General features: G+C 65.8%; 17 protein-coding genes. All 17 read right to left on the reverse strand.

The window, feature by feature from the left end:
* Positions 1-119 precede the first annotated feature (119 nt).
* The 17 genes from mdoH to hutC all read right to left on the reverse strand — a co-directional run bounded on the left by mdoH (position 120) and on the right by hutC (position 21,812).
* The gene (gene mdoH, locus KVG96_RS22660; protein ID WP_217894019.1) at positions 120-2,693 is read right to left on the reverse strand and encodes a glucans biosynthesis glucosyltransferase MdoH; all 2,574 of its coding nucleotides are present in this window, start codon (positions 2,691-2,693) and stop codon (positions 120-122) included.
* Entirely contained in the window at positions 2,686-4,470 is a 1,785-nt protein-coding gene (locus KVG96_RS22665; protein ID WP_225927444.1) for a glucan biosynthesis protein G, read from the reverse strand. Before KVG96_RS22665 ends, mdoH begins: the two co-directional genes overlap by 8 nt.
* Before the next feature lie 306 nt (positions 4,471-4,776).
* The gene (gene dtd / locus KVG96_RS22670) at positions 4,777-5,214 is read right to left on the reverse strand and encodes a D-aminoacyl-tRNA deacylase (RefSeq protein WP_217894021.1); all 438 of its coding nucleotides are present in this window, start codon (positions 5,212-5,214) and stop codon (positions 4,777-4,779) included.
* Positions 5,211-6,182 carry a prolyl aminopeptidase gene (gene pip, locus KVG96_RS22675; RefSeq protein ID WP_217894022.1) on the reverse strand — a complete coding sequence of 324 codons (972 nt, stop codon included), beginning with the start codon at positions 6,180-6,182 and terminating at the stop codon, positions 5,211-5,213. Before pip ends, dtd begins: the two co-directional genes overlap by 4 nt.
* Positions 6,183-6,286: 104 nt before the next feature.
* Complete coding sequence (locus KVG96_RS22680) at positions 6,287-7,204, reverse strand: alpha/beta hydrolase (RefSeq protein ID WP_217894023.1); 918 nt, start codon at positions 7,202-7,204, stop codon at positions 6,287-6,289.
* A 64-nt stretch (positions 7,205-7,268) separates the two neighbouring features.
* On the reverse strand, positions 7,269-8,216 hold the full coding sequence (locus KVG96_RS22685) for a choline ABC transporter substrate-binding protein (RefSeq protein ID WP_217894024.1): 948 nt from the start codon (positions 8,214-8,216) through the stop codon (positions 7,269-7,271).
* 290 nt (positions 8,217-8,506) lie between these two features.
* Complete coding sequence (hutG, locus tag KVG96_RS22690) at positions 8,507-9,310, reverse strand: N-formylglutamate deformylase (RefSeq protein WP_217894025.1); 804 nt, start codon at positions 9,308-9,310, stop codon at positions 8,507-8,509.
* 10 nt (positions 9,311-9,320) lie between these two features.
* Positions 9,321-10,526 (reverse strand): imidazolonepropionase, encoded by a 1,206-nt coding sequence (gene hutI / locus KVG96_RS22695; RefSeq protein ID WP_217894026.1) that lies wholly within the window; start codon positions 10,524-10,526, stop codon positions 9,321-9,323.
* A gap of 98 nt (positions 10,527-10,624) precedes the next feature.
* A complete protein-coding gene (gene hutH, locus KVG96_RS22700) occupies positions 10,625-12,157 on the reverse strand; it encodes a histidine ammonia-lyase (RefSeq protein ID WP_217894027.1) in 1,533 nt (510 codons plus the stop codon).
* Between the two features lie 121 nt (positions 12,158-12,278).
* Positions 12,279-13,802 (reverse strand): histidine ammonia-lyase, encoded by a 1,524-nt coding sequence (hutH, locus tag KVG96_RS22705; RefSeq protein ID WP_217894028.1) that lies wholly within the window; start codon positions 13,800-13,802, stop codon positions 12,279-12,281.
* Positions 13,803-13,947: 145 nt separating this feature from the next.
* The gene (locus KVG96_RS22710) at positions 13,948-14,778 is read right to left on the reverse strand and encodes a quaternary amine ABC transporter ATP-binding protein (protein ID WP_217894029.1); all 831 of its coding nucleotides are present in this window, start codon (positions 14,776-14,778) and stop codon (positions 13,948-13,950) included.
* Positions 14,775-15,626: an ABC transporter permease gene (locus tag KVG96_RS22715; protein WP_217894030.1), complete on the reverse strand. Its 852-nt coding sequence runs from the start codon at positions 15,624-15,626 to the stop codon at positions 14,775-14,777. The genes KVG96_RS22710 and KVG96_RS22715 overlap by 4 nt, the downstream gene beginning before the upstream one ends.
* Before the next feature lie 84 nt (positions 15,627-15,710).
* On the reverse strand, positions 15,711-16,679 hold the full coding sequence (locus KVG96_RS22720) for an ABC transporter substrate-binding protein (protein WP_217894031.1): 969 nt from the start codon (positions 16,677-16,679) through the stop codon (positions 15,711-15,713).
* Between the two features lie 70 nt (positions 16,680-16,749).
* Positions 16,750-18,222, reverse strand: a complete 1,473-nt coding sequence (locus KVG96_RS22725; protein WP_217894032.1) for a purine-cytosine permease family protein — start codon at positions 18,220-18,222, stop codon at positions 16,750-16,752.
* Positions 18,223-18,374: 152 nt separating this feature from the next.
* Positions 18,375-20,060: a urocanate hydratase gene (gene hutU, locus KVG96_RS22730; protein WP_217894033.1), complete on the reverse strand. Its 1,686-nt coding sequence runs from the start codon at positions 20,058-20,060 to the stop codon at positions 18,375-18,377.
* A 475-nt stretch (positions 20,061-20,535) separates the two neighbouring features.
* On the reverse strand, positions 20,536-21,105 hold the full coding sequence (locus KVG96_RS22735) for a HutD/Ves family protein (RefSeq protein ID WP_217894034.1): 570 nt from the start codon (positions 21,103-21,105) through the stop codon (positions 20,536-20,538).
* Positions 21,102-21,812, reverse strand: a complete 711-nt coding sequence (hutC, locus tag KVG96_RS22740; protein ID WP_217894267.1) for a histidine utilization transcriptional repressor HutC — start codon at positions 21,810-21,812, stop codon at positions 21,102-21,104. The genes KVG96_RS22735 and hutC overlap by 4 nt, the downstream gene beginning before the upstream one ends.
* Between the last annotated feature and the right edge of the window lie 52 nt (positions 21,813-21,864).

Genomic DNA, 21,864 nt, shown 5'->3' on the forward strand with positions numbered 1-21,864 from the left:
CGATTGCACAAGGGTTAATGGACGATTTGTTTAACAATCGGCGGCGGTTTCCCACAGCGTCCTGACAGAGATGCGGGCAGCGCAAACAAAAAAGCCCCGCCAGGAGGCGGGGCTTTTCGTCAGGCCGGCTGGGCCTGCAGGCTGACCGGCGGCCGCAACGGCAGCAGCGGCGCGTGCGGGTCGGCTTTCACCGATGCCCGCCAGGCGTCCAGCCAGTCGCCCAGGCCTTCGCTCCAGACCTGCTCGTGCAGGCGGGCCAGGGCCACCGGGTCGCTCAGCAGTTGCAGGCGGTCGTGGTTGTTCAACCCGGCGGGGCCGACCTTGACCGCGTGGCGCACGCGCTCCTGGCGCAGCCACTCGATCGGCTCGGCCTGGCCGTGACGGGACGTCGCCAGCGAGCACGCCAGGGCGTTCTGCTGCGGGTCGACCACGGCACGGACGAAACCGTCGTTCAGCGCATGCCAGCGGTTCTCGTGGGTGTACTGGTCGGTGGCCAGCAGCGCCTGCGGCGGATTGTATTCCTCAGGGATGAGGAACAGGCTCTCGTCGCGGGACTTGAGGCCCAGGCCCACGCGGCTGGAGATCACCGACACCGGGATCGACAGCATCAGGGAACCGACGATCGGCACCAGCCACCACAGGAAGCTCGGGTTCAGCCAGATCACCAGCAGCGCCCAGAAGAAGCCCAGCAGCGTCTGCGGACCGTGGCGCTTGATCGCTTCGCTCCACGGCGTGGAGTCGTCGTCACGCTGCGGCGAGTTCCAGGTCGCGGCCCAGCCCAGGAACGCGGCGAGGACGAAGCGGGTGTGGAAGATCATCCGCACCGGCGCCAGCAACATGGAGAACAGCATCTCCAGCAGCATCGACACGGTCACCTTGAACTTGCCGCCGAACTCCTTCGCGCCCTTGGCCCAGATCAGGATGATGCTCAAGAGCTTGGGCAGGAACAGCAGCACGATGGTGGTCGAGAACAGGGCGATGGCCTTGTCCGGATGCCACTGCGGCCACAGCGGATAGAGCTGGCGCGGTTCGAGGAAGTACTGCGGCTCCATCAGCGTGTTCACCGCCAGCAGCGCCGTGGACAGCACCAGGAAGAAGAACCACAGCGGCGCCGACAGGTACGACATCACGCCGGTGAGGAACACCGCGCGGTGCACCGGGTGCATGCCCTTGACCAGGAACAGGCGGAAGTTCATCAGGTTGCCGTGGCACCAGCGACGGTCGCGCTTGAGCTCGTCGAGCAGGTTCGGCGGCAGCTCTTCGTAGCTGCCCGGCAGGTCGTAGGCGATCCACACGCCCCAGCCGGCCCGACGCATCAGCGCCGCTTCGACGAAGTCGTGGGACAGGATCGCACCGGAGAACGCGCCCTTGCCCGGCAACGGCGCCAGGGCGCAGTGGTCGATGAACGGCTTCATCCGGATGATCGCGTTGTGGCCCCAGTAGTGGGATTCGCCCAGTTGCCAGAAGTGCAGGCCGGCGGTGAACAGCGGACCGTACACCCGGGTGGCGAACTGCTGCATGCGCGCATACAGGGTGTCCATGCCCGAGGCCCGCGGCGCGGTCTGGATGATCCCGGCGTCCGGGGTCGCTTCCATCAGGCGCACCAGGCTGGTCAGGCACTCGCCGCTCATCACCGAGTCGGCGTCCAGCACGACCATGTACTTGTAGTCGCCGCCCCAGCGACGGCAGAAGTCGTCGAGGTTGCCGCTCTTGCGTTTCACGCGGCGACGGCGGCGGCGGTAGAAGATCTTGCCGAAGCCTTTGGCTTCACGGCAGACGTCCAGCCAGGCCTGCTGCTCGGCCACGCAGATGTCGGTGTCGTTGCTGTCGCTGAGGACGAAGAAGTCGAAGCGGTCCAGGTCACCGGTGGCGGCGACCGACTCGAACGTCGCGCGCAGGCCGGCGAACACCCGCGGCACGTCTTCGTTGCAGATCGGCATCACCAGCGCGGTGCGGGCGTCCTTCGGAATCGGCTCGTTGCCGGCGCTCTTGCCGGAGATCCGGTACTTGTCGTGACCGGTGAGCAGTTCCAGAAAGCCCATCAGCGCAGTCCAGAAACCGGCCGACACCCAGCAGAACAGGATCCCGAACATGATCAGGATGCTGGTCTGCAGCGCATACGGCAGCACTTGCGTGGCGGTCTGCAGCAGCGGCTGGTGCAGGACTTCTTCCAGGTCGACGAACGACCAGCCCTGGTACGGCATGATGCCTTTCATGTACCAGCCGGCGACGATGGTCTGGCCCAGCATCAGCAGCAGCAGGATGTAGCGGCGGATCGACCCGACGGTGCGCCAGCGGGCCGCCGGCAGCACGTTCTGATCCTTCGGCGGCTGCGGCGGGTTGGTGCGCCCGGTCAGGCGTCGCCAGCCGCGCACCAGGATGTTGGTGCGCCATGGCTCCGGCACGACCTTGGTGCGGCGGATCGGCGGCGCGGCCTTGAGGCAGACGCGGCCGCTGGCGTCGAGCGCCAGCATTTCCGCGTCCTGCAGCTCTTCGGCGGTGCTCAGGGTCAGGCGCTTGCCCACCGAGGCCTGGGCGGCTTCGGCAGGGGCACCGAACGTGCTGGAGGACAGGCGTTCATGCAGTTCGCTGAAGGACCGGCAGCCCGCGAGTTCCGCGCGCTGCTCGTCGGTCATCGGCAGATGCGCCAGATACTCGGACAGAGTTTCCGGCTGTACTTGAGAGTTACTCATCGGCAGGCAACTGATAGCTCCAGGTCTCGGTCAGGACTTCTTCAGTCGGGGCCGATTCCGGTGTGGCTGGGGCCGCTTCGGCAGCCGCTGGCTGCTTGGCGTCTTTGTTGGCCTTTTCCTTGGCGTCTGCCGCAGGCTTGGCGTCGGCTTGCTTAGCCTCCGCTGCCTTGGCTTCCTTGTCGGCTTTTTCCTGTTGCTTGGCGGCGACCTTGTCGGCCTTGGCGACGGACGAGTTCGACGCCGGCACCGAAGTCTTGGCCAGGTCCGCCGGCACCACGTGCTGCACCAGGGCGGCACGCATCTCGGTGGACTTGCCCGGATCCTTGATCTTCAGGCGCAGGGTCAGGCGCCAGCCCTTGGTCTCAGGGTTGTAGCGCACGTTGTTCTCGACCAGTTCGGCGTTGTCGCCGACGCTGACCTGGCTGCGCACGTCCGCGTCCGGCGACAGCGCCGACAGGGACGGGCCCTCGAAGTCCACCAGGTAGGCGACGCTGCCGTCTGGCTGACGGATCAGGTTGGACTGCTTCACGTCACCGGTGGAACGCAGGGTCTGATTGACCCAGGCGCTGTCCGGCGCGTGCAGCGCGGCTTCGTCGATGGTCCAGTGCATGCGGTAGGCGAAGTCCAGCGGCTGGCCCGGCTCCGGCATCTTCTCCGGGCTCCAGAACGCAACGATGTTGTCGTTGGTCTCGTCGGCGGTCGGAATCTCCACCAGGTCGACGGTGCCCTTGCCCCACTCGCCCTTCGGCTCGATCCAGGCGCTCGGGCGCTTGTCGTAGCGGTCGTCGAGGTCTTCGTAGTGGCTGAAGTCGCGGCCACGCTGCAGCAGGCCGAAACCGCGCGGGTTTTCGACGCTGAAGTTGCTCACGGCCAGGTGTTTCGGGTTGTTCAGCGGACGCCAGATCCATTCGCCGTTGCCGGCATGGATCGACAGGCCGCTGGAGTCGTGCAGCTCACGACGGTAGTTGAGCACCTTCGACGGCTGGTTGGCGCCGAACAGGAACATGCTGGTCAGCGGTGCGATACCGAGCTTGCCGACCTTGTCGCGCAGGAACATCTGCGCCTTGACGTCGACGATGGTGTCGCTGCCCGGACGCAGGATCAGGCGGTAGGCGCCGGTGGCGCGCGGCGAATCCAGCAGGGCGAAGATCACCAGGTGCTTGTCGCCCGGCTTCGGTTGCTGGATCCAGAACTCGCGAAAGCGCGGAAACTCTTCGCCCGACGGCAGGGCGGTGTCGATGGCCAGGCCACGGGCCGACAGGCCGTAGGTGTGACCCTTGCCGACGACGCGGAAGTAGCTCGCGCCCAGCATGGTCATGATTTCGTCTTGCTTGTCGGCCTTGTTGATCGGGTACAGCACGCGGAAGCCGGCGTAGCCCAGCTGCTCGGTGGCCTTCGGATCGAACTGCAGGTCGCCGAAATCGAAGCGGGACGGGTCGTACTTGATCTCTTCGACGGTGTTCGCGGTGATTTCGTTGATTTTCACCGGCGTATCGAAGTGCATGCCCTGATGATAGAAGGACAGCTTGAACGGCGTCTTCTGGTCGGCCCACTCGGCCTTTTCGGTGCGGAAACGGATCTTCTGGTAGTCCGCGAACTTCATTTCGCGGAACTCGGTCGGCAGGTTGCTGCGCGGGGCTTCGAACTTCTGCCCGGCCAGCTCTTTAGCCTTGGCGGATACATCGTCCAGATTGAACGCCCAAAGCTGGCCGGCGCTGAGCAGGCACAGGAGCGCCGAGCCCGCTACCAGCGCGCTTCGCATGCGTTTGGCAGACATTCTTGCTGCATTACAGGGACTAACAATCACGAGCAACCCTCGCCGAAAACAGATCAAAAAACCAACGGCCAGCTATCTATGTGCCAGGTTGGCGAGCATTGTTCCGACTCCGCTGGGGCAAAATGATTCCCCAATCGGATCCGTCCAAGTCTCTACCTAAGTCAAAATGGATCAACGAACGCTGATCCCCATAGCGCGCGATTATCTAGTAGCCCGCGTGACAACGCATCAGGGGCAACAAAGTATTTATCGCGAAAATTCCCTGTTTTCAGTCGAAAAGCCCTTGAAATGATGTTTCAAAGGCTTTCATGTCTGTAACAGAAACGTCACCGGGCCATCGTTGACCAGGTGCACCTGCATATCCGCGCCGAATCTACCTGATGCCACAGTGCCATGCACCTGTTTCGCTTTGCCCAATAGATAGTCGAACAGTTCCTCGCCCAAGGCCGGAGGGGCCGCGGTCGAGAAACTCGGGCGCAACCCGCTTCGGGTGTCGGCGGCGAGGGTGAACTGAGAGACCAGCAGCAGCCCGCCGCCCACATCCGCCAGGGACAGGTTCATCTTGCCCTCGGCGTCACTGAATACCCGATAGTTAAGCAGCTTATGCAGAAGTTTGTCGGCGTTGGCCCGCGTGTCGTCGGGTTCGACGGCCACCAGCACCAGCAGCCCCTGGTCGATCGAGCCGACCGTCTCCCCCGCCACGTCGACGCGCGCGCCCTTCACGCGCTGCAGCAGCCCCTTCATGCTTCTTCGGGCGGCAGGTCGAGCAGGCGGCGCGCCATCTTGCTCGCCGCGCGCACCAGCGCATCGGTGATGCCCGGTTCCGAGGCGGCGTGGCCGGCGTCGCGGATCACCTGCAGTTCGCTGTTCGGCCAGGCCTGATGCAGCTCCCAGGCGTTGTCCAGCGGGCAGATCACGTCGTAGCGGCCGTGGATGATCACGCCCGGCAGGTGGGCGATCTTGCCCATGTCGCGGATCAGTTGGTCCGGTTCGAGGAAGGCGTTGTTGGTGAAGTAGTGGCATTCGATCCGGGCGATCGACAGCGCGCGCTGCGGCTCGGAGAAGCGGTCCACCACCAGCGGGTTCGGCCGCAGGGTCGCGGTGCGCCCTTCCCAGATCGACCAGGCCTTGGCGGCGTGCATCTGGGCGATCTGGTCGTTGCCGGTCAGGCGCTTGTGGAAGGCGCCGAGCAGGTCGTCGCGCTCCTCCGGCGGGATCGGCGCGATGTAGTCCTGCCAGTAGTCGGGGAACAGGCGGCTGGCGCCGGCCTGGTAGAACCATTCGATCTCCTGCGGGCGGCAGAGGAAGATCCCGCGCAGGATCAGTCCGTGCACCCGCTCCGGATGGGTCTGGGCGTAGGCCAGCGCCAGGGTCGAGCCCCAGGAGCCGCCGAACAGCACCCACTTGTCGATGCCCAGGTGCTTGCGGATGCGCTCAAGGTCCTCGACCAGGTCCCAGGTGGTGTTGTTCTCCAGGCTGGCGTGGGGGGTGGAGCGTCCGCAGCCGCGCTGGTCGAAGGTGACGATGCGGTACAGGTTCGGGTCGAAGTAGCGGCGGCTCTGGGCGTCGCAACCGGCGCCGGGGCCGCCGTGGATGAACACCACCGGCAGGCCTTCCGGCGAGCCGCTTTCATCGACGTACAGCGTGTGGGTTCCATCGACGGCCAGATCGTGCCGGGCATGGGGTTTGATCTGCGGAAACAAAGTCTGCATTGCGCGCTCCGTAAGGGGTCGAGGTCATCCCTGGGGGGACTTCTATTATTCTGCCGTCCGGCATCATAAACCCGATTCACGTCAATGAGCATGCCCGCTCGCAGTCACAATTTGTCAGCCATGAACCTCAGCAGGCTGTCGTACAGGCGGTCGACCTCGGGCACCCGTCCACGGCCGCGCAGGCAACCGTGCACCAGCCCTTGGCCGTAGTGGAGGATGGCCTCGCCGCCGGCGGCGGACAGCCGTTCGGCGTAACGCACGCCGTCGTCGCGCAGCGGATCGAACTCGGCCACGGCGATCCAGGCCGGCGGCAAGCGGCCGAGGTCCTGCGCCAGCAGCGGCATGGCGCAGGCGTCGGGCTGGCGGGTGCCGCGCAGGTACAGCGCGTGGTAGCAGTCGACGTCGCTGGCCGTGAGCAACGGCGCATCGGCGCATTCGCTGCGCGACGGCAGACGGTCATCGCCGCCCAGCCCCGGATAGATCAACACCTGGGCCACCGGCAGCGGCTCGCCGGCATCGCGCAGGGCCAGGCACAACGCGGCGGCGAGGTTGCCGCCGGCGCTGTCGCCGGCCACCAGCAGGCGCTGCGGATCCAGCGCCAGCCCGGCGCCGCGCAAGCCGCGCCAGACGCTCAGGCAATCGTCGAACCCGGCGGGGAACGGATGCTCCGGCGCCAGCCGGTAATCCACCGCCACCACCCTCGCCCCCAATTGCATCGCCAGTTCGAAGCAGATGAAGTCGTGGGAGTCCAGGCCACCGACCACCCACCCGCCGCCGTGCAGGTACAGCACGCACGGCCAGCCCTCGGCCGGCGGCGCGAGGGGTGGCAGGTAGGACCTGACCGGCACGCCGTTCAGCGAAAAGTCCTCCACCGTCAGCCCTTGCGGACGGGGCGGCGTGAACGCCCGGCACATGCTGTCGTACGCCTTGCGCAGGCTTGCCAGGCTGGTGTCCTCTGCGTTGAAGTTCAGGGTCTTGGCGACGAATTCGGCCATTTCAGCGGAAAGCGGATAGGGAGCCATGTCATTTCGATCCGACGGTGTCAGTTGATTGTGGCGAGGGAGCAAGCTCCCTCGCCACACGGCATCAGTTTTTCAGACTGGCCTGCACCGTGGCCACGCCATCCTTGCCGTCGAAGCTGCTGACCCCCGCCAGCCAGCGCTGCAAGTCCTCGGGATGTTCGCGCAGCCACTTTTTCGCCACTTCCTGCGGCGTTTTGCGTTCCATGATCGGCACCATCAACTGGCTTTCCAGGGCAGCGGTGAAGGTCAGGTTCTCCAGCAACCGGTAAACGTTGGGGCAACGCTCGGCGTAATCCGGGGCCGTCACGCTCGACACGGTCGCGGCGCCTTCGTTGGGGCCATAGACGTCTTCGCTGCCGGTCAGGTAGGTGATCTTCATGTTGATGTTCATCGGGTGCGGGGTCCAGCCGACGAACACCACGAATTCCTTGCGGTTCACCGCCCGCTGCACGGCGGCGAGCATGCCGGCCTCGCCGGACTCGACGATCTTGAAGTCCTTCAGGCCGAAGCGGTCGGTGTCGATCATTGTCTTGATCGTGGTGTTGGCGCCGCTGCCGGGTTCGATGCCGTAGATCTTGCCGCCCAGCCGATCCTTGAATCTCGCGATGTCGGCGAAGGTCTTCAGGCCCGCCTCGGCGACGTAGTCCGGCACCGCCAGGGTGGCCTGGGCATCGGCCAGGCTCGGTTTGTCCATGACCTTGACCTGCCTGGCCGCCAGGAACGGCGCGATGTTGTTGTCCATCGCCGGTTTCCAGTACCCCAGGAAGATGTCGAGGCGCTTGTCGCGGATGCCGGCGAAGATGATCTGCTGCACGGCGCTGGTCTGCTTGCTTTCGTAGCCCAGGCCGTTGAGCAGCACGTCGGCCATGCCGCTGGTGGCGATCACGTCGGTCCAGTTGACCACGCCCATGCGCACGGTTTTGCAGGAGGGGTCGTCATTGGCCAGGACAGGGGCGCTGAGCAGCGCAGTGCTTGCGAGGATTAACGCACAACGAGAGAACAGTCTTTTCATGGGAGGGTCTCGTGCGGCAGCGGTTTTATTGTCGGGCCGGTGTCTTCATGCACCGTGGCCGAAACATTACGCAGCAGACGGGACGCAAAAGCGACCTGTGGCGACCGGGATTTGCACTGGGGCGACTGTCTTGCGGTGGCTGGGCGGACGCCATCGCCAGCAGGCTGGCTCCCACAGGATTCTGCGGGGAACCCTGTAGGAGCGAGCCTGCTCGCGAAGAGGGCCTGACAGTCGACATCGAAGTCGGCTGTGCCGCCGCATTCGCGAGCAGGCTCGCTCCTACACAGCCGTCAAGCGGCGTAACGGCCCTGCGCCCAGCCCAGCAGGCCTTGCAGCAGTTCCTTGAGCACCACCCGCGTCGGTTCCGCCAGGTCGGCGCGGTAGCGGAACGGTTCGAACTCTTCCATGTAGGTGCACTGGCCCAGCTCCAGTTGCACGGCGTGAATATGCTCGGCCGGGTTGCCGTAGTGGCGGGTGATGTGGCCGCCCTTGAAGCGTCCGTTGAGCACATGGCTGTAGTCGCCGTGGCGGGCGCAGATGGCTTCCAGCTGCGTGGCCAGCTGCGGGTCGCAACTGGCGCCGTTGAAGGTGCCGAGGTTGAAGTCCGGCAGCTTGCCGTCGAACAGGTGCGGGATCACCGAGCGGATCGAGTGCGCATCGAACAGCAGCGCGTAGCCGAACTCGGCCTTCAGCCGCGCCAGCTCTTGCTGCAGGGTGCGGTGGTACGGCGTCCAGATCTGCTCCAGATAGGTCGCGCGCTCCTCTTTCGAAGGCTCCAGCCCTTCCTGGAACAGCGGGATGCCGTCGAACAGGGTGGCCGGGTACAGGCCGGTGGTCGCCCCCGCATACAGCGGCTTGTCGTCGGACGGCCGGTTGAGGTCGATGACGAACCGCGAATACTCGGCGGCCAGCGTGCTGGCGCCCAGTGCCTGGGCGAAGTCGTACAGCTGCGGGATGTGCCAGTCGGTGTCCGGCAGGCTTTTCGCCGCCGGGATCAGCCCGGCCTCGACCGCCGGCGTCAGGCGCACGCCGGCATGGGGCATGCTGATCAGCAGCGGCACGCGGCCTTGTTTGAAGTTCAGAACCTTATCCACAACCGCTCTCCTACAGATTTGATTCGACGCCGTGACGCACGACGCGCTTGTCCAGTTCGCCGCCCAGCCAGTAGGCCAGGTCCGCCGGCCGGTCGATCTGCCAGGCGACGAAGTCCGCGACCTTGCCGACTTCCAGCGAGCCGTGGGTGGCGGCCATGCCCAGTGCCTGGGCCGCATGGATCGTCGCACCGGCCAGGGCCTCTTCCGGGGTCATGCGGAAGCAGGTGCAGGCCATATTCAGCATCAGGCGCAGCGACAGCGCCGGCGAGGTGCCGGGGTTGAGGTCGCTGGCGACGGCGATCTTCACCTTGTGCTTGCGCAGGGCGTCCATCGGCGGCAGCTGGGTCTCGCGCAGGAAATAGAACGCCCCCGGCAGCAGCACCGCGACCGTGTCGGACTCGGCCATGGCGATGGCGTCCTCTTCGGTCATGAACTCCAGGTGATCGGCGGACAGCGCGCGGTAGCGCGCCGCCAGGCTGGAGCCGTGCAGCGACGACAGCTGTTCGGCGTGCAGCTTCACCGGCAGGCCGAGCTTCTGCGCGACGATGAAGACCCGTTCGACCTGTTCCGGCGAGAACGCCAGGTATTCGCAGAATGCGTCCACCGCGTCCACCAGCCCTTCGGCGGCCAGCGCCGGCAGCATCTCGGCGCAGATGTGGTCGATGTAGGCGTCGGCGCGGTCGGCGTACTCCGGCGGCAACGCATGGGCGGCCAGGCAGGTGCTGCGCACGCTGATCGGCAGTTCGTCGGCCAGGCGCCGGATGACCCGCAGGATCTTGCGTTCGCTGGCCAGGTCCAGGCCATAGCCGGACTTCATCTCGACCGTGGTCACGCCGTCGCGCATCAGGCTGCGCAGGCGCTTGGCGGCGCTGGCGAACAGCTCGTCCTCGGAGGCCTCGCGGGTGGCGCGCACGGTGCTGGCGATGCCGCCGCCCTGGGCGGCGATCTCGGCGTAGCTGACGCCTTGCAGGCGCTTTTCGAACTCGCCGCTGCGGTTGCCGCCGAACACGGTGTGGGTGTGGCAGTCGATCAGCCCGGGGGTGACCCACGCGCCCTGCAAGTCGTTGACCGCCGGGTATTCGCCCACCGGCAATTGATGGCGCGGGCCGATCCACTCAATGAGCGCACCGGACGTCACGATGGCCGCGTCCTCGATGATCGAGTAGGCGCCCTGCGCCATGGTCGCGACGTGGCAGTGTTGCCAGAGGGTTTTCATCCCAAGTCCTCGTCTTGTTCAAAATCGTTTCGCTGGCAAGCCAGCTCCCACAGGAACACGCATTTCACTGTAGGAGCCAGACTGCCGGCGAATGGGCCTTACAGGCTCGGCAGCAGCTTCGCCGGCACCAGCGCGTTCAGGCAGCGCGACGCCAGCAGCCCGGTCGCCGCGTCGATGTCCGGCGCGAAGAAGCGGTCCTTCTCGTAGAACGGCACCTCGGCGCGCAGGGCCGCGCGGGCCTGCTCCAGCGCCGGCGAGCTCTTCAGCCCGTCGCGCAGGTCCAGCCCCTGGGCCGCCGCCAGCCACTCCACCGCGAGGATCCCGCGGGTGTTCTCGGCCATCTCCCACAGGCGCTTGCCGGCGGCCGGGGCCATCGACACGTGGTCTTCCTGGTTGGCGGAGGTCGGCAGGCTGTCCACCGAGTGCGGATGGGCCAGCGCCTTGTTCTCGCTGGCCAGCGCCGCCGCCGTCACCTGGGCGATCATGAAGCCGGAGTTCACCCCGCCGTTGGCCACCAGGAACGGCGGCAGCTGCGACATGTGCTTGTCCATCATCAGCGAGATGCGTCGCTCGCTCAGGGAGCCGATCTCGGCGATGGCCAGGGCCATGTTGTCGGCGGCCATGGCCACCGGCTCGGCGTGGAAGTTGCCGCCGGAAATCACGTCGCCCTCGGCGGCGAACACCAGCGGGTTGTCGGACACCGCGTTGGCCTCCACCGCCAGCACCTCGGCGGCCTGGCGGAACTGGGTCAGGCAGGCGCCCATGACCTGCGGCTGGCAGCGCAGGGAGTACGGGTCCTGCACCTTCTCGCAGTTCTGGTGCGAGTCGGACACCTCGCTGCGCTCGCCCAGCAGGTGGCGGTACGCGGCGGCCGCGTCGATCTGGCCTTTCTGGCCGCGGGCGGCATGGATGCGCGCGTCGAACGGCGAGCGCGAACCGAGCACCGCCTCGACGGTCAGGCCGCCCACGGCCAGCGCGCCGGCGAACAGGTCCTCGCCCTCGAACAGGCCGCGCAGGGCGAACGCGGTGGACACCTGGGTGCCGTTGAGCAGCGCCAGGCCCTCCTTCGCCGCTAGGGTCAGCGGCTTGAGGCCGGCGACCTTCAGCGCCTCGACGGCCGGCAGCCATTCGCCCTTGTGACGCGCCTTGCCCTCGCCCAGCAGCACCAGCGACATGTGCGCCAGCGGCGCGAGGTCGCCGGAGGCGCCGACCGAGCCCTTGAGCGGGATGTGCGGATAGACCTCGGCGTTGACCAGCGCGATCAGCGCGTCGATCACCTGCCGGCGGATGCCGGAGAAGCCGCGGCTCAGGCTGTTGACCTTGAGCACCATGATCAGGCGGCACAGCGCGTCGCTGACCGGCTCGCCGACGCCGGCGGCGTGGGACAGCACCAGCGAACGCTGCAGGTTCTCAAGGTCGGCGCTGGCGATGCGGGTCGAGGCCAGCAGGCCGAAGCCGGTGTTGATGCCGTAGGCGGTGCGGTTCTCGGCGATGATCCGCTCGACGCAGGCGACGCTGGCGTCGATCTGCGCCGAGGCGCTGTCGCCTAAGGTCAGCGTGACCGGGTTCTGGTAGACGTCACGCAGTTGGGCCAGGGTGAGTTGGCCGGGGGTCAGGTTCAGCGCGGTCATGCTTGTGCTCCTTTTGAGAGGTTCTTGTTCATTCACCAGACGCTGCGCAGAGTTCCGTTGTCCGTCGCTTCCCGCCTTGTGGGCGGGCTGGCGCCTTGGCTCGCTGGTTTGCGGGGGGAAATCAGTTCACATCGGGCAAGGCCTTGCGCAACAGATCCGGGTCTTTCAGCACGCCGGCCGCACGGGCGATGTCCGGCGCCAGCCAGCGGTCCTGGTCGTACGCCGGCACGTGCTCGCGCAGCAGCCGCCACGCCGTGCCGGTGCCGGCGCCGAAGCGCTGTTCTTGCAGGAACTCGAAGGCCTGGGCCGCCAGCAGGTACTCGATGGCGAGGATCTGCGTGCAGTTCTCCAGCGCGCGGTGCAGCTTGAGCGCGGCGTTGGTGCCCATGCTCAGGTGGTCTTCCTGAAGCCCCGAGGTCACATAGTTGTCGAGCACCGCCGGTTGCGCCAACTGGCGGTTTTCTGCGCACAGCGACGCGGCGACGTACTGCACGATCATCATCCCGGAGTTCACCCCCGGGTTGGCCACCAGGAACGCCGGCAGGCCGCTGACGTGCGGGTTGACCAGGCGATCCAGGCGCCGCTCGGCGATCGAGCCGACCTCGGCCATGGCGATGGCCAGCAGATCCGCCGCCAGCGCCACCGACTGCCCGTGCGGGTTGGCCTGGGACATCACCCGGAAATCGTCCGGCGTGCCCAGCAGCAACGGGTTGTCGGTGCAGCCGTTGAGCTCGGTCTCCACCTGGCGGACCGCGTGCGCCAACTGGTCGCGCGCCGCGCCGTGCACCTGGGGAATCGAACGGATGCTCAAGGCGTCCTGGGTGCGGATGCCCTTGCTCGCCGCGATCACCTCGCTGCCGTCGAGCAGCGCCCGCAGGTTGGCGCCCACCTGCTGCATGCCGGGGTGCGGCTTGAGCGCGATGATCTCGGCGTCGAACGCGGCGATCTGGCCGCGCTGGGCCTCGAAGCTCATGGCGCCGATCACGTCGGCCCACTGCACCAGACGCGTGGCGTCGGCGATGGCCAGGCAGCTCAGGCCGGTCATGCACGGCGTGCCGTTGACCAGGCACAGCCCGTCCTTCGCCCCCAGTTGCACCGGCTCCAGGCCCTCTTCGGCCAGCGCCTGCTGCGCGGCGACGATTTGCCCGCGGTAGCTGACGTTGCCCACACCCAGCAGCGCGATGCCGATGTGGGCCATGTGGGTCAGATAACCCACCGAACCCTGGGACGGCACCTGCGGGGTGATGCCGCGGTTGAGCAGCGCCAACATCGCCTCGACCACCCGGCGGTGCACGCCGGACTTGCCCTGGCTGAAATTGCGGATGGCCGCGCACAGGATCGCCCGAGTCTGCTCGTCGGCCAGCACCGGGCCGACGCCGCAGGCATGGCTGAGCAGGGTGTTGCGCGACAGCTGGCTGAGCTGTTCGTCCTTGAGCGACACGTTGCACAGCGCACCGAGGCCGGTGTTCACGCCATAGGCGCGCTCGCCGCTTTCGACGATGCGCTGGACGATGGCCTGCGCATTTTCAATGCGCGCCCAGGTCTGCGCCGACAGCTCAAGCTGCGCGCCGTGACGGGCGACTGCAACCACATCCTGCCAACGCATCGGAGCGTCGGCGATAACGATTTTTTCAGCCTGGGACATCTAAAACCTCAACCTTGATAGGGATGCAGCCCTACTGGCCTCATCGCTGGCAAGCCAGCTCCCACAGGTATCTCAGTGATCACACGATCCCTGTGGGAGCTGGCTTGCCGGCGATGGGGCCCGTCAGACCACCGCAAAATTCAGATCAGACCACCGCCGCCCGCCGCTGCACGAAGCGGTCCACGTATTCGTCCGCCGGCGAGTGCAGGATCTCCTTCGGCGTGCCGACCTGGATCAGGCGGCCGTCCTTGAGGATCGCGATGCGGTTGCCGATGCGCACGGCCTCGTCGAGGTCGTGGGTGATGAACACGATGGTCTTGTGCAGGGTCTTCTGCAGCTCCAGCAACTGGTCCTGCATCTCGGCGCGGATCAGCGGGTCGAGGGCGCTGAACGCTTCGTCCATCAGGATGATGTCGGTGTCCGCCGCCAGTGCACGGGCCAGGCCGACGCGCTGGCGCATGCCGCCGGAAAGCTGGTGCGGGTATTTGTTTTCGTAGCCCTTGAGGCCCACGGTGTTGATCCAGTGCAGCGCGCGCTCGGTGCACAGCTGCTTGCTTTCGCCGCGCACCTTCAGGCCGTAGGCGACGTTGTCCAGCACGCTCTTGTGCGGCAGCAGGCCGAAGCTCTGGAACACCATGCTGATCTTGTGCCGGCGGAATTCGCGCAGGGCGTCCATGTCGTACTGCAGGATGTCCACGCCGTCCACCAGGATCGCGCCGCTGGTGGGGTCGATCAGGCGGTTGAAGTGGCGCACCAGGGTCGACTTGCCGGAGCCGGACAGGCCCATGATCACGAAGATCTCGCCGGTGCCGATGCTCAGGGACAGGTCGTTGACCCCGACCACGCAACCGGTCTCGTTGAGCACCTGCTCCTTGGTCTTGCCCTGGCCGACCATGGAAAGGGCGTCCTTGGCGCGGTTGCCGAAAATCTTGAAGACGTTCTTGACTTCGATCTTGCTCACGGTTGCGTTGCTCATTTGCTCACCTCATGCCGCGCACGACCGTAGGCCTGGGTAATGCGGTCGATGACCACAGCGAGAATCACGATGGCCAGACCGGCTTCGAGGCCGCGTCCGACGTTGAGGGTCTGGATGCCCACCAGCACGTCTTCGCCAAGGCCACGGGCGCCGATCATCGAGGCGATCACCACCATCGACAGGGCCATCATCGTGGTCTGGTTGATCCCGGCCATGATGCTCGGCAGGGCCAGCGGCAGCTGCACGCCGAACAGTTGCTGCCAGCGGTTGGCGCCGAAGGCGTTGATCGCCTCCATCACTTCGCCGTCGACCTGGCGGATGCCAAGGTCAGTCAGGCGGATCAGCGGCGGCGCGGCGTAGATCACGGTGGCGAAGATCGCCGGCACCTTGCCCAGGCCGAACAGCATCAGCACCGGGATCAGGTACACGAAGCTGGGCATGGTCTGCATGATGTCGAGCAGCGGCATCAGCACCGAGCGCAGGCGGTCGCTGCGCGCCGAGAGGATCCCCAGCGGCACGCCGATCAGCACCGAGATCAGCGTCGCCACCAGCATCAGCGCCAGGGTCTGCATGAGCTTGTCCCACAGGCCGACGGCGCCGACCAGGAACAGCAGGCCGACGATCACGCCGGTGGTGACCAGCTTGCGGGTGGCGTGCCAGGCGATGCCGGCGACGATCGCCAGCATCAGCCACCACGGCACCGAGCGCAGCAGGCCCTCAAGGTTGACGATGGCCCACAGCAGGGTGTCGGAGATGTGGCGGAACACGTCGCCGTAGTTGGTGACCAGTTTGTCGACCCAACCGTTGACCCAGTCGGCGATGGAAAAGGTAAAGCTTTCGGGAAACATAAGCGGCTCTCAATCAGAAAACTCAGTCAAGCGATTGCGGCGAACACCCCGGCCAGCCTCTCGGTTGGCCGGGAGGAATTCGACCTACAGCGCCGCGTCGATTTTCTTGGCAGCGTCTTCACTGACCCACGCGTGCCAGACTTCAGGATGTTCCTTGAGGAAGATTTTCGCCAGCTTCGGCGACTCGATGCGTTCCTTCGCCATGCGGCCCAGGTTCTGGTTCAGCAGGTCGATCGGCAGGTTGACCTTCTCCAGCACGGACACCAGTTCCGGCGCCTCGTCGTGGAAGGTCTTGGACAGGCCGACCTTGATGGTCACGCTCTTGTCGACGCCGGCCTTCTCTTCCAGCTTCACCGCGTCGATCTGGCCCATCAGCGGGGTCGGCGACCAGTAGTAGAACAGGATCGGCTCGCCGCGCTTGTAGCTCGACAGCACCGCCGCATCCAGCGCGGGACCGGTGCCCGGGCGGAAGTTGGTGTAGCTGTTCTCCAGGCCGTAGCTCTTGAGCATCTCGGTGTTGTCCAGCTCGCAGGTCCAGCCGGCCGGGCAGTTGTAGAAACGGCCCTTGGACGGCTCTTCGGCGTCCTTGAAGATCGCCGAGTACTTGCCAAGGTCAGCGATGTGCTTGAGGTCCGGCGCCTTGGCTTCGAGCTTGCGCTTGGCGTCGCCCTCGATCACGTAGCGCGGCACGTACCAGCCTTCGATGGCGCCCACCACCGGAGCGCCGACGCCGACGACCTTGCCGGCCTTCTCGGCCTTGTTCCAGACCTCGCTGCGGCCGACCCACTCCTCGGCGAAGACCTGGATGTCGTTGCTGCTCAGGGCGTTCTCCATGGTGATGGAGTTGCCCGGCAGGCTGTCGGTCTTGCAGTCGTAGCCTTTCTCCAGCACCACTTGCAGCACGTCGGTCAGCAGCATGCCGCTTTCCCAGTTCAGGCCGGCGAACTTCACCGGTTTGCCGGATTCGCACCAGCCGGCGGCCTGGGTGGCGCCGGCGCTGGCCAGAAGGCCCATGGAAAGCAGAGTGGTCAGCAGGGTCTTGTTCGATTTCATTGTTGTGACGCTCCTAATCATGAATTGGCTTACGGCAGTCAAGAGGCATCCAGCCCTGTCCACGTCCAAATCAGGCCTGCGCCGCAGCGCGACCGGCCCCGCTTGTTTTAGGTTGTACGGCACTGTTCTGCTCGACGGGCAGAATCAGGCGATCGGGCACTGCACCGTGCCATTTCTTGGCACACACATAGTAGAGGCCGGCGGGAAGCACCAGGCCGATGATCCAGGAAATGTCCACATCGCCCAGGGCGGCCACGAGCGGGCCGGTGTAGAACTTGGTCGAGATGAACGGCAGTTGCACCAGCACGCCGAACACATAGACGCTGATGCCCAGCACGTTCCAGCGGCCGTAGCGGCCGTTCGGATCGGCCAGCGCCGGCACGTCGTAGCGCTCGCGGGTGATGCAGTAGTAGTCCACCAGGTTGATGGCGCTCCAGGGCGTGAAGAACGCCAGCAGGAACAGGATGAACGACTTGAACGCCCCCAGGAACGAATGCTGGCCGAGCAGCGCGATCAGGGTCGCGGCGCCGACGATCACCAGCACGAACACCAGGCGCTGCAGGCGGGTGACCGTCAGGTGGCCCCGGAAGCCGCTGATGATGGTCGCGATGCACATGAAGCTGCCGTAGGAGTTCAGCGTGGAGATGGTGACCTTGCCGAACGCGATGCTGAAGTACAGCAGCGCGGCGGTGGCACCGGTCCCGCCCAGACCGACGATGTAAGCGACTTCATGACCGGCGAATTGCCCGTTGGCCGAGGCGGCCGCGAACACACCGAGGATCATCGCCACCTGCGCGCCGATCACTGAACCTGCACCGGCGGCGAAGAAGGTTTTCACCGAAGACACCTTGCTCGGCAGGTAGCGCGAGTAGTCCGCCACGTACGGGCCGAACGCGATCTGCCAGGAGGCCGCGAGCGACACCGCCAGCAGGAAACTGCTCCAGCTGAAGTGGCGGATGTCCAGAAGTGCGCCGACGTCCACCTGACTCATCAGACGGCTGAACAGATAAACGAAAGCAATCACGCCAACGGCACTGGCGATACGGCCGATCCAGTGAATCACCCGGTAGCCGAGCACCGTGACCACGACGATGACGCTGGCGAAAAGCAGGATGCCGACGGTGTCGCTGACCCCGAACAACTGGCCCAGCGCCTGGCCGGACAACACGGTCCCGGTGGCGGTGAAGCCCAGGTACATCAGGCACACCAGCACGATCGGAATCGCTGCGCCGTAGACGCCGAATTGCACCCGGCTGGAGATCATTTGCGGCAGGCCGAGCTTCGGCCCTTGCGCCGCATGCAGCGCCATCACCCCGCCGCCCAGCAGTTGACCGATCAGCAGACCGATCAAAGACCAGAACACATCGCCGCCCAGCACCACGGCCAGGGCCCCGGTGACAATCGCGGTGATTTGCAGGTTGGCACCCATCCACAGGGTGAACTGACTGAACAGACGACCGTGTCTTTCCGCTTCCGGGATGTAGTCGATCGAACGCCTTTCGATCAACGGTTTGTTGCCTGCACGATCGGTGTTGCCTGCCATGATTCAACCTCTGTGGATTGTTTTAATTGTTCTGTCGGGCTTACTCGATTCCTGTGGGAGCTGGCTTGCCAGCGATGACGTAGGCACTTTAAACATCAATTCCAGCAGTGCCGCCGCAATCGCTGGCAAGCCAGCTCCCACAGGGATTTGCGTTACTTGCCGCCGGTGATCATCGGCAGGTTCAGGCCCTGCTCTTTCGCACAGTCGATCGCAATCTGGTAACCGGCATCGGCGTGACGCATCACCCCGGTGCCCGGGTCGTTGTGCAGCACGCGGGCGATGCGCTCGGCCGCCTCGTCGGTGCCGTCGCAGACGATCACCATCCCCGAGTGCTGCGAGAAGCCCATGCCCACACCGCCGCCGTGGTGCAGCGACACCCAGGTCGCGCCGCTCGCGGTGTTCAGCAGCGCGTTGAGCAGCGGCCAGTCGGACACGGCGTCGGAGCCGTCCTGCATCGATTCGGTCTCGCGGTTCGGGCTCGACACCGAGCCGGAGTCCAGGTGGTCGCGGCCGATCACGATCGGCGCCGACAGCTCGCCGCTGCGCACCATCTCGTTGAACGCCAGGCCCAGCTTGGCGCGCAGGCCCAGGCCGACCCAGCAGATGCGCGCCGGCAGGCCCTGGAAGCTGATGCGCTCGCGCGCCATGTCCAGCCAGTTGTGCAGGTGCGCGTCGTCCGGGATCAGCTCCTTGACCTTGGCGTCGGTCTTGTAGATGTCCTGCGGGTCGCCCGACAGCGCCGCCCAGCGGAACGGGCCGATGCCGCGGCAGAACAGCGGACGGATGTAGGCCGGCACGAAGCCGGGGAAGTCGAAGGCGTTCTCCACGCCCTCTTCCTGGGCCATCTGGCGGATGTTGTTGCCGTAGTCGAAGGTCGGCACGCCCATCTTCTGGAAGTCCAGCATCGCCTTCACGTGCACCGCCATCGACTGCTTGGCGGCCTTGACCACCGCCGCCGGCTCGGTCTTGGCGCGGGCGCGGTACTCGTCCCAGGTCCAGCCGGCCGGCAGGTAGCCGTTGAGCGGGTCGTGGGCGCTGGTCTGGTCGGTGACCATGTCCGGACGCACGCCGCGGCGCACCAGCTCCGGCAGGATCTCGGCGGCGTTGCCGCACAGGGCGATGGAGATCGCCTTGCCTTCGGCGGTGTACTTGGCGATGCGCGCCAGGGCGTCGTCCAGGTCCTTGGCCTGCTCGTCGACGTAGCGGGTCTTGAGGCGGAAGTCGATGCTCACCTGCTGGCATTCGATGTTCAGCGAGCAGGCGCCGGCCAGGGTCGCGGCCAGCGGCTGCGCGCCGCCCATGCCGCCCAGGCCTGCGGTCAGCACCCATTTGCCGGTGAGGTTGTCGTTGTAGTGCTGGCGGCCAGCCTCGACGAAGGTCTCGTAGGTGCCCTGGACGATGCCCTGGCTGCCGATGTAGATCCAGCTGCCGGCGGTCATCTGGCCGTACATGGCCAGGCCCTTGGCGTCCAGTTCGTTGAAGTGCTCCCAGGTCGCCCAGTGCGGCACCAGGTTGGAGTTGGCGATCAGCACGCGCGGGGCGTTGGCGTGGGTCTTGAACACGCCGACCGGCTTGCCCGACTGCACCAGCAGGGTCTCGTCGTCGTTGAGGTGGGTCAGGCTCTCGACGATCTTGTCGTAGCACTCCCAGTTGCGCGCCGCACGGCCGATGCCGCCGTAGACCACCAGCTCTTTCGGGTTCTCGGCCACCTGCGGGTCGAGGTTGTTCATCAGCATGCGCAGCGGCGCTTCGGTCAGCCAGCTCTTGGCGGTCAGCTGGTTGCCGCGGGGGGCGCGGATTTCGACGTCGCGGAACTTGGTAGGCTTTTTGTCAGTCACGAAAAACTCTCCTCAGCATTCAATTCAAACCAACCCTGGCGGTGGGCAAGCGGGCCTGTGCGCTTCACTGCACGACAAGCGAATCAGTGGACGCTGCGGAGAGTTTCCTTCAACTCATACGCATACGTCTTTACTTGTACATACAAGCATATGCAATCAAGCGGCCAACTCGTTGGAGACACGTTCAAGAAAACTTGCGCGCAGGGCTGGAGAGCGCCTGGATCAAGGCCTGCGGCGTGAATGAAATTTTTCGGTAGGGGGTTTTGCGTGAAGGGCGGAGGCTGTTACGTGAGCGGGGCATTGCGCCACACTGGGGCGTTCGGTAACAAATTGGTGCGCCGCAGGAAACAGGAACGCCGAAAACACGTGTGGCGAGGGAGCTTGCTCCCGCTGGAGGCCGAAGGACTCCCGAGCGACTCGGGAAACGCTTCGCGGCCCAGCGGGAGCAAGCTCCCTCGCCACAGCTTTTAGAGGATCAGCGTGCGGTCAGTTCAATCACGCAGCACGCAGCATTGACGGCGACTTCCGCCAGCCCGGCGTTACCGTCCAGTTGCAGGCAATCGTGCCGGCCCAGTTGCTCGGTGCGGCCGCCGGCCTGCACCTGCAAAAGCTCGCTGACGCTGAACACCAGCAGCGTGCCCGCCGAGCTGAAGAAGCGTTGCTCGCCGTGAAGCCATTGCAGGCGTGCGCTGTAGCGCTGCGGCGCGTAAATCAGGTTGAAGTCGCGGATCGCCCCGCCGAGCAGGGTGCAGGACACCTGGCTTTCGCCGCTGAAGGCGAACGGATCGAGGGGCCGCAGCGGGCGGGTGTCGTCACCGTCGACGCACAAGGTCATGCCGTCGCCCTGCAACACGGTGATCACCCGCTGGTAGCCGGCGAAGGTGGAGAAGCCGCCCGACTCGGCGATGTCGGCGATCGACAGGCGCCAGCCGAACCCGTCGAGGCCGGCGCCGGCGTCGCGGGTGATTTCCTCGGTGCTGCCGCCGCCGTTCTTCCATGGCATGCGCGGGTAGCCTTCGGCACGTAAAACCTTGATCTGACTCATTTGTGGAACCGACCTTCCAGACTGTGACGGGAACCGGGATGGATCAGGCGCGCCGCCGTCACCGGCTGACGGCCCGACCAGGTGCGGCGGCGGATCAGCAGGCAGGGTTCGCCCTTCTCGATCTGCAGCAGCTTGCATTCGGACGGCTCGGCCAGGATCGCCTCGACCACGTGTTCGCCTTCGGTCAGCGGCGCGACCTGGTTCAGGTAGGCGTAAGGCGTCTGCAGGGTGAAGTCCTGCTTGAGGTATTCCGGCGCCACCAGCGCGTTGACGAAACGATCCTCGATCTGCACCGGGATGTCGTTCTCGTAGTGCACGATCAGCGAGTGGAACACCTTCTGCCCTTCGCGCATGTCCAGGGCCAACGCACGCTCGGAACCGGCGGCCTCCTCTTCGAGGACGATGACCTGGCAGGTGTGACGGTGGCCGCGGGACGCGATCTCGTCGGCGATGTTGTGCACTTCGAACAGCGCGGACTGGCTCTTGGGCTCGGCGACGAACGTGCCGACGCCTTGCATGCGCACCAGCAGGCCGTCGGCGGTCATCTCGCGCAGGGCGCGGTTGATGGTCATGCGGCTGAAGCCCAGTTGGCTGACCAGCTCGCTTTCCGACGGCACGCGGTAGTGCGGCGGCCAGTTACCGCTGTCGATCTGCTGGGTGATCATCTGTTTGACGCGGGCGTACAAGGGCGCCGGACTGTCGCCCATGTTCGCGGCCAACGGAGAGACGGGTGGCGGAGTCGGCACGGTGGATCCCTGT

Source organism: Pseudomonas ekonensis, assembly GCF_019145435.1.
In the GTDB taxonomy this organism is placed as follows: Bacteria; Pseudomonadota; Gammaproteobacteria; order Pseudomonadales; family Pseudomonadaceae; genus Aquipseudomonas; species Aquipseudomonas ekonensis.

Bases quoted from the DNA above. Each gene is read 5' to 3' on its own strand.
- KVG96_RS22715 (WP_217894030.1), bottom strand. From the start codon at position 15,626: ATGTTTCCCGAAAGCTTTACCTTTTCCATCGCCGACTGGGTCAACGGT.
- hutH (WP_217894028.1), bottom strand. From the start codon at position 13,802: ATGTCCCAGGCTGAAAAAATCGTTATCGCCGACGCTCCGATGCGTTGG.
- pip (WP_217894022.1), bottom strand. From the start codon at position 6,182: ATGCAGACTTTGTTTCCGCAGATCAAACCCCATGCCCGGCACGATCTG.
- KVG96_RS22725 (WP_217894032.1), bottom strand. From the start codon at position 18,222: ATGGCAGGCAACACCGATCGTGCAGGCAACAAACCGTTGATCGAAAGG.
- KVG96_RS22685 (WP_217894024.1), bottom strand. From the start codon at position 8,216: ATGAAAAGACTGTTCTCTCGTTGTGCGTTAATCCTCGCAAGCACTGCG.
- hutH (WP_217894027.1), bottom strand. From the start codon at position 12,157: ATGACCGCGCTGAACCTGACCCCCGGCCAACTCACCCTGGCCCAACTG.
- mdoH (WP_217894019.1), bottom strand. From the start codon at position 2,693: ATGAGTAACTCTCAAGTACAGCCGGAAACTCTGTCCGAGTATCTGGCG.
- KVG96_RS22720 (WP_217894031.1), bottom strand. From the start codon at position 16,679: ATGAAATCGAACAAGACCCTGCTGACCACTCTGCTTTCCATGGGCCTT.
- hutI (WP_217894026.1), bottom strand. From the start codon at position 10,526: ATGAAAACCCTCTGGCAACACTGCCACGTCGCGACCATGGCGCAGGGC.
- hutC (WP_217894267.1), bottom strand. From the start codon at position 21,812: ATGGGCGACAGTCCGGCGCCCTTGTACGCCCGCGTCAAACAGATGATC.
- KVG96_RS22735 (WP_217894034.1), bottom strand. From the start codon at position 21,105: ATGAGTCAGATCAAGGTTTTACGTGCCGAAGGCTACCCGCGCATGCCA.
- KVG96_RS22710 (WP_217894029.1), bottom strand. From the start codon at position 14,778: ATGAGCAACGCAACCGTGAGCAAGATCGAAGTCAAGAACGTCTTCAAG.
- dtd (WP_217894021.1), bottom strand. From the start codon at position 5,214: ATGAAGGGGCTGCTGCAGCGCGTGAAGGGCGCGCGCGTCGACGTGGCG.
- KVG96_RS22680 (WP_217894023.1), bottom strand. From the start codon at position 7,204: ATGGCTCCCTATCCGCTTTCCGCTGAAATGGCCGAATTCGTCGCCAAG.
- KVG96_RS22665 (WP_225927444.1), bottom strand. From the start codon at position 4,470: ATGTCTGCCAAACGCATGCGAAGCGCGCTGGTAGCGGGCTCGGCGCTC.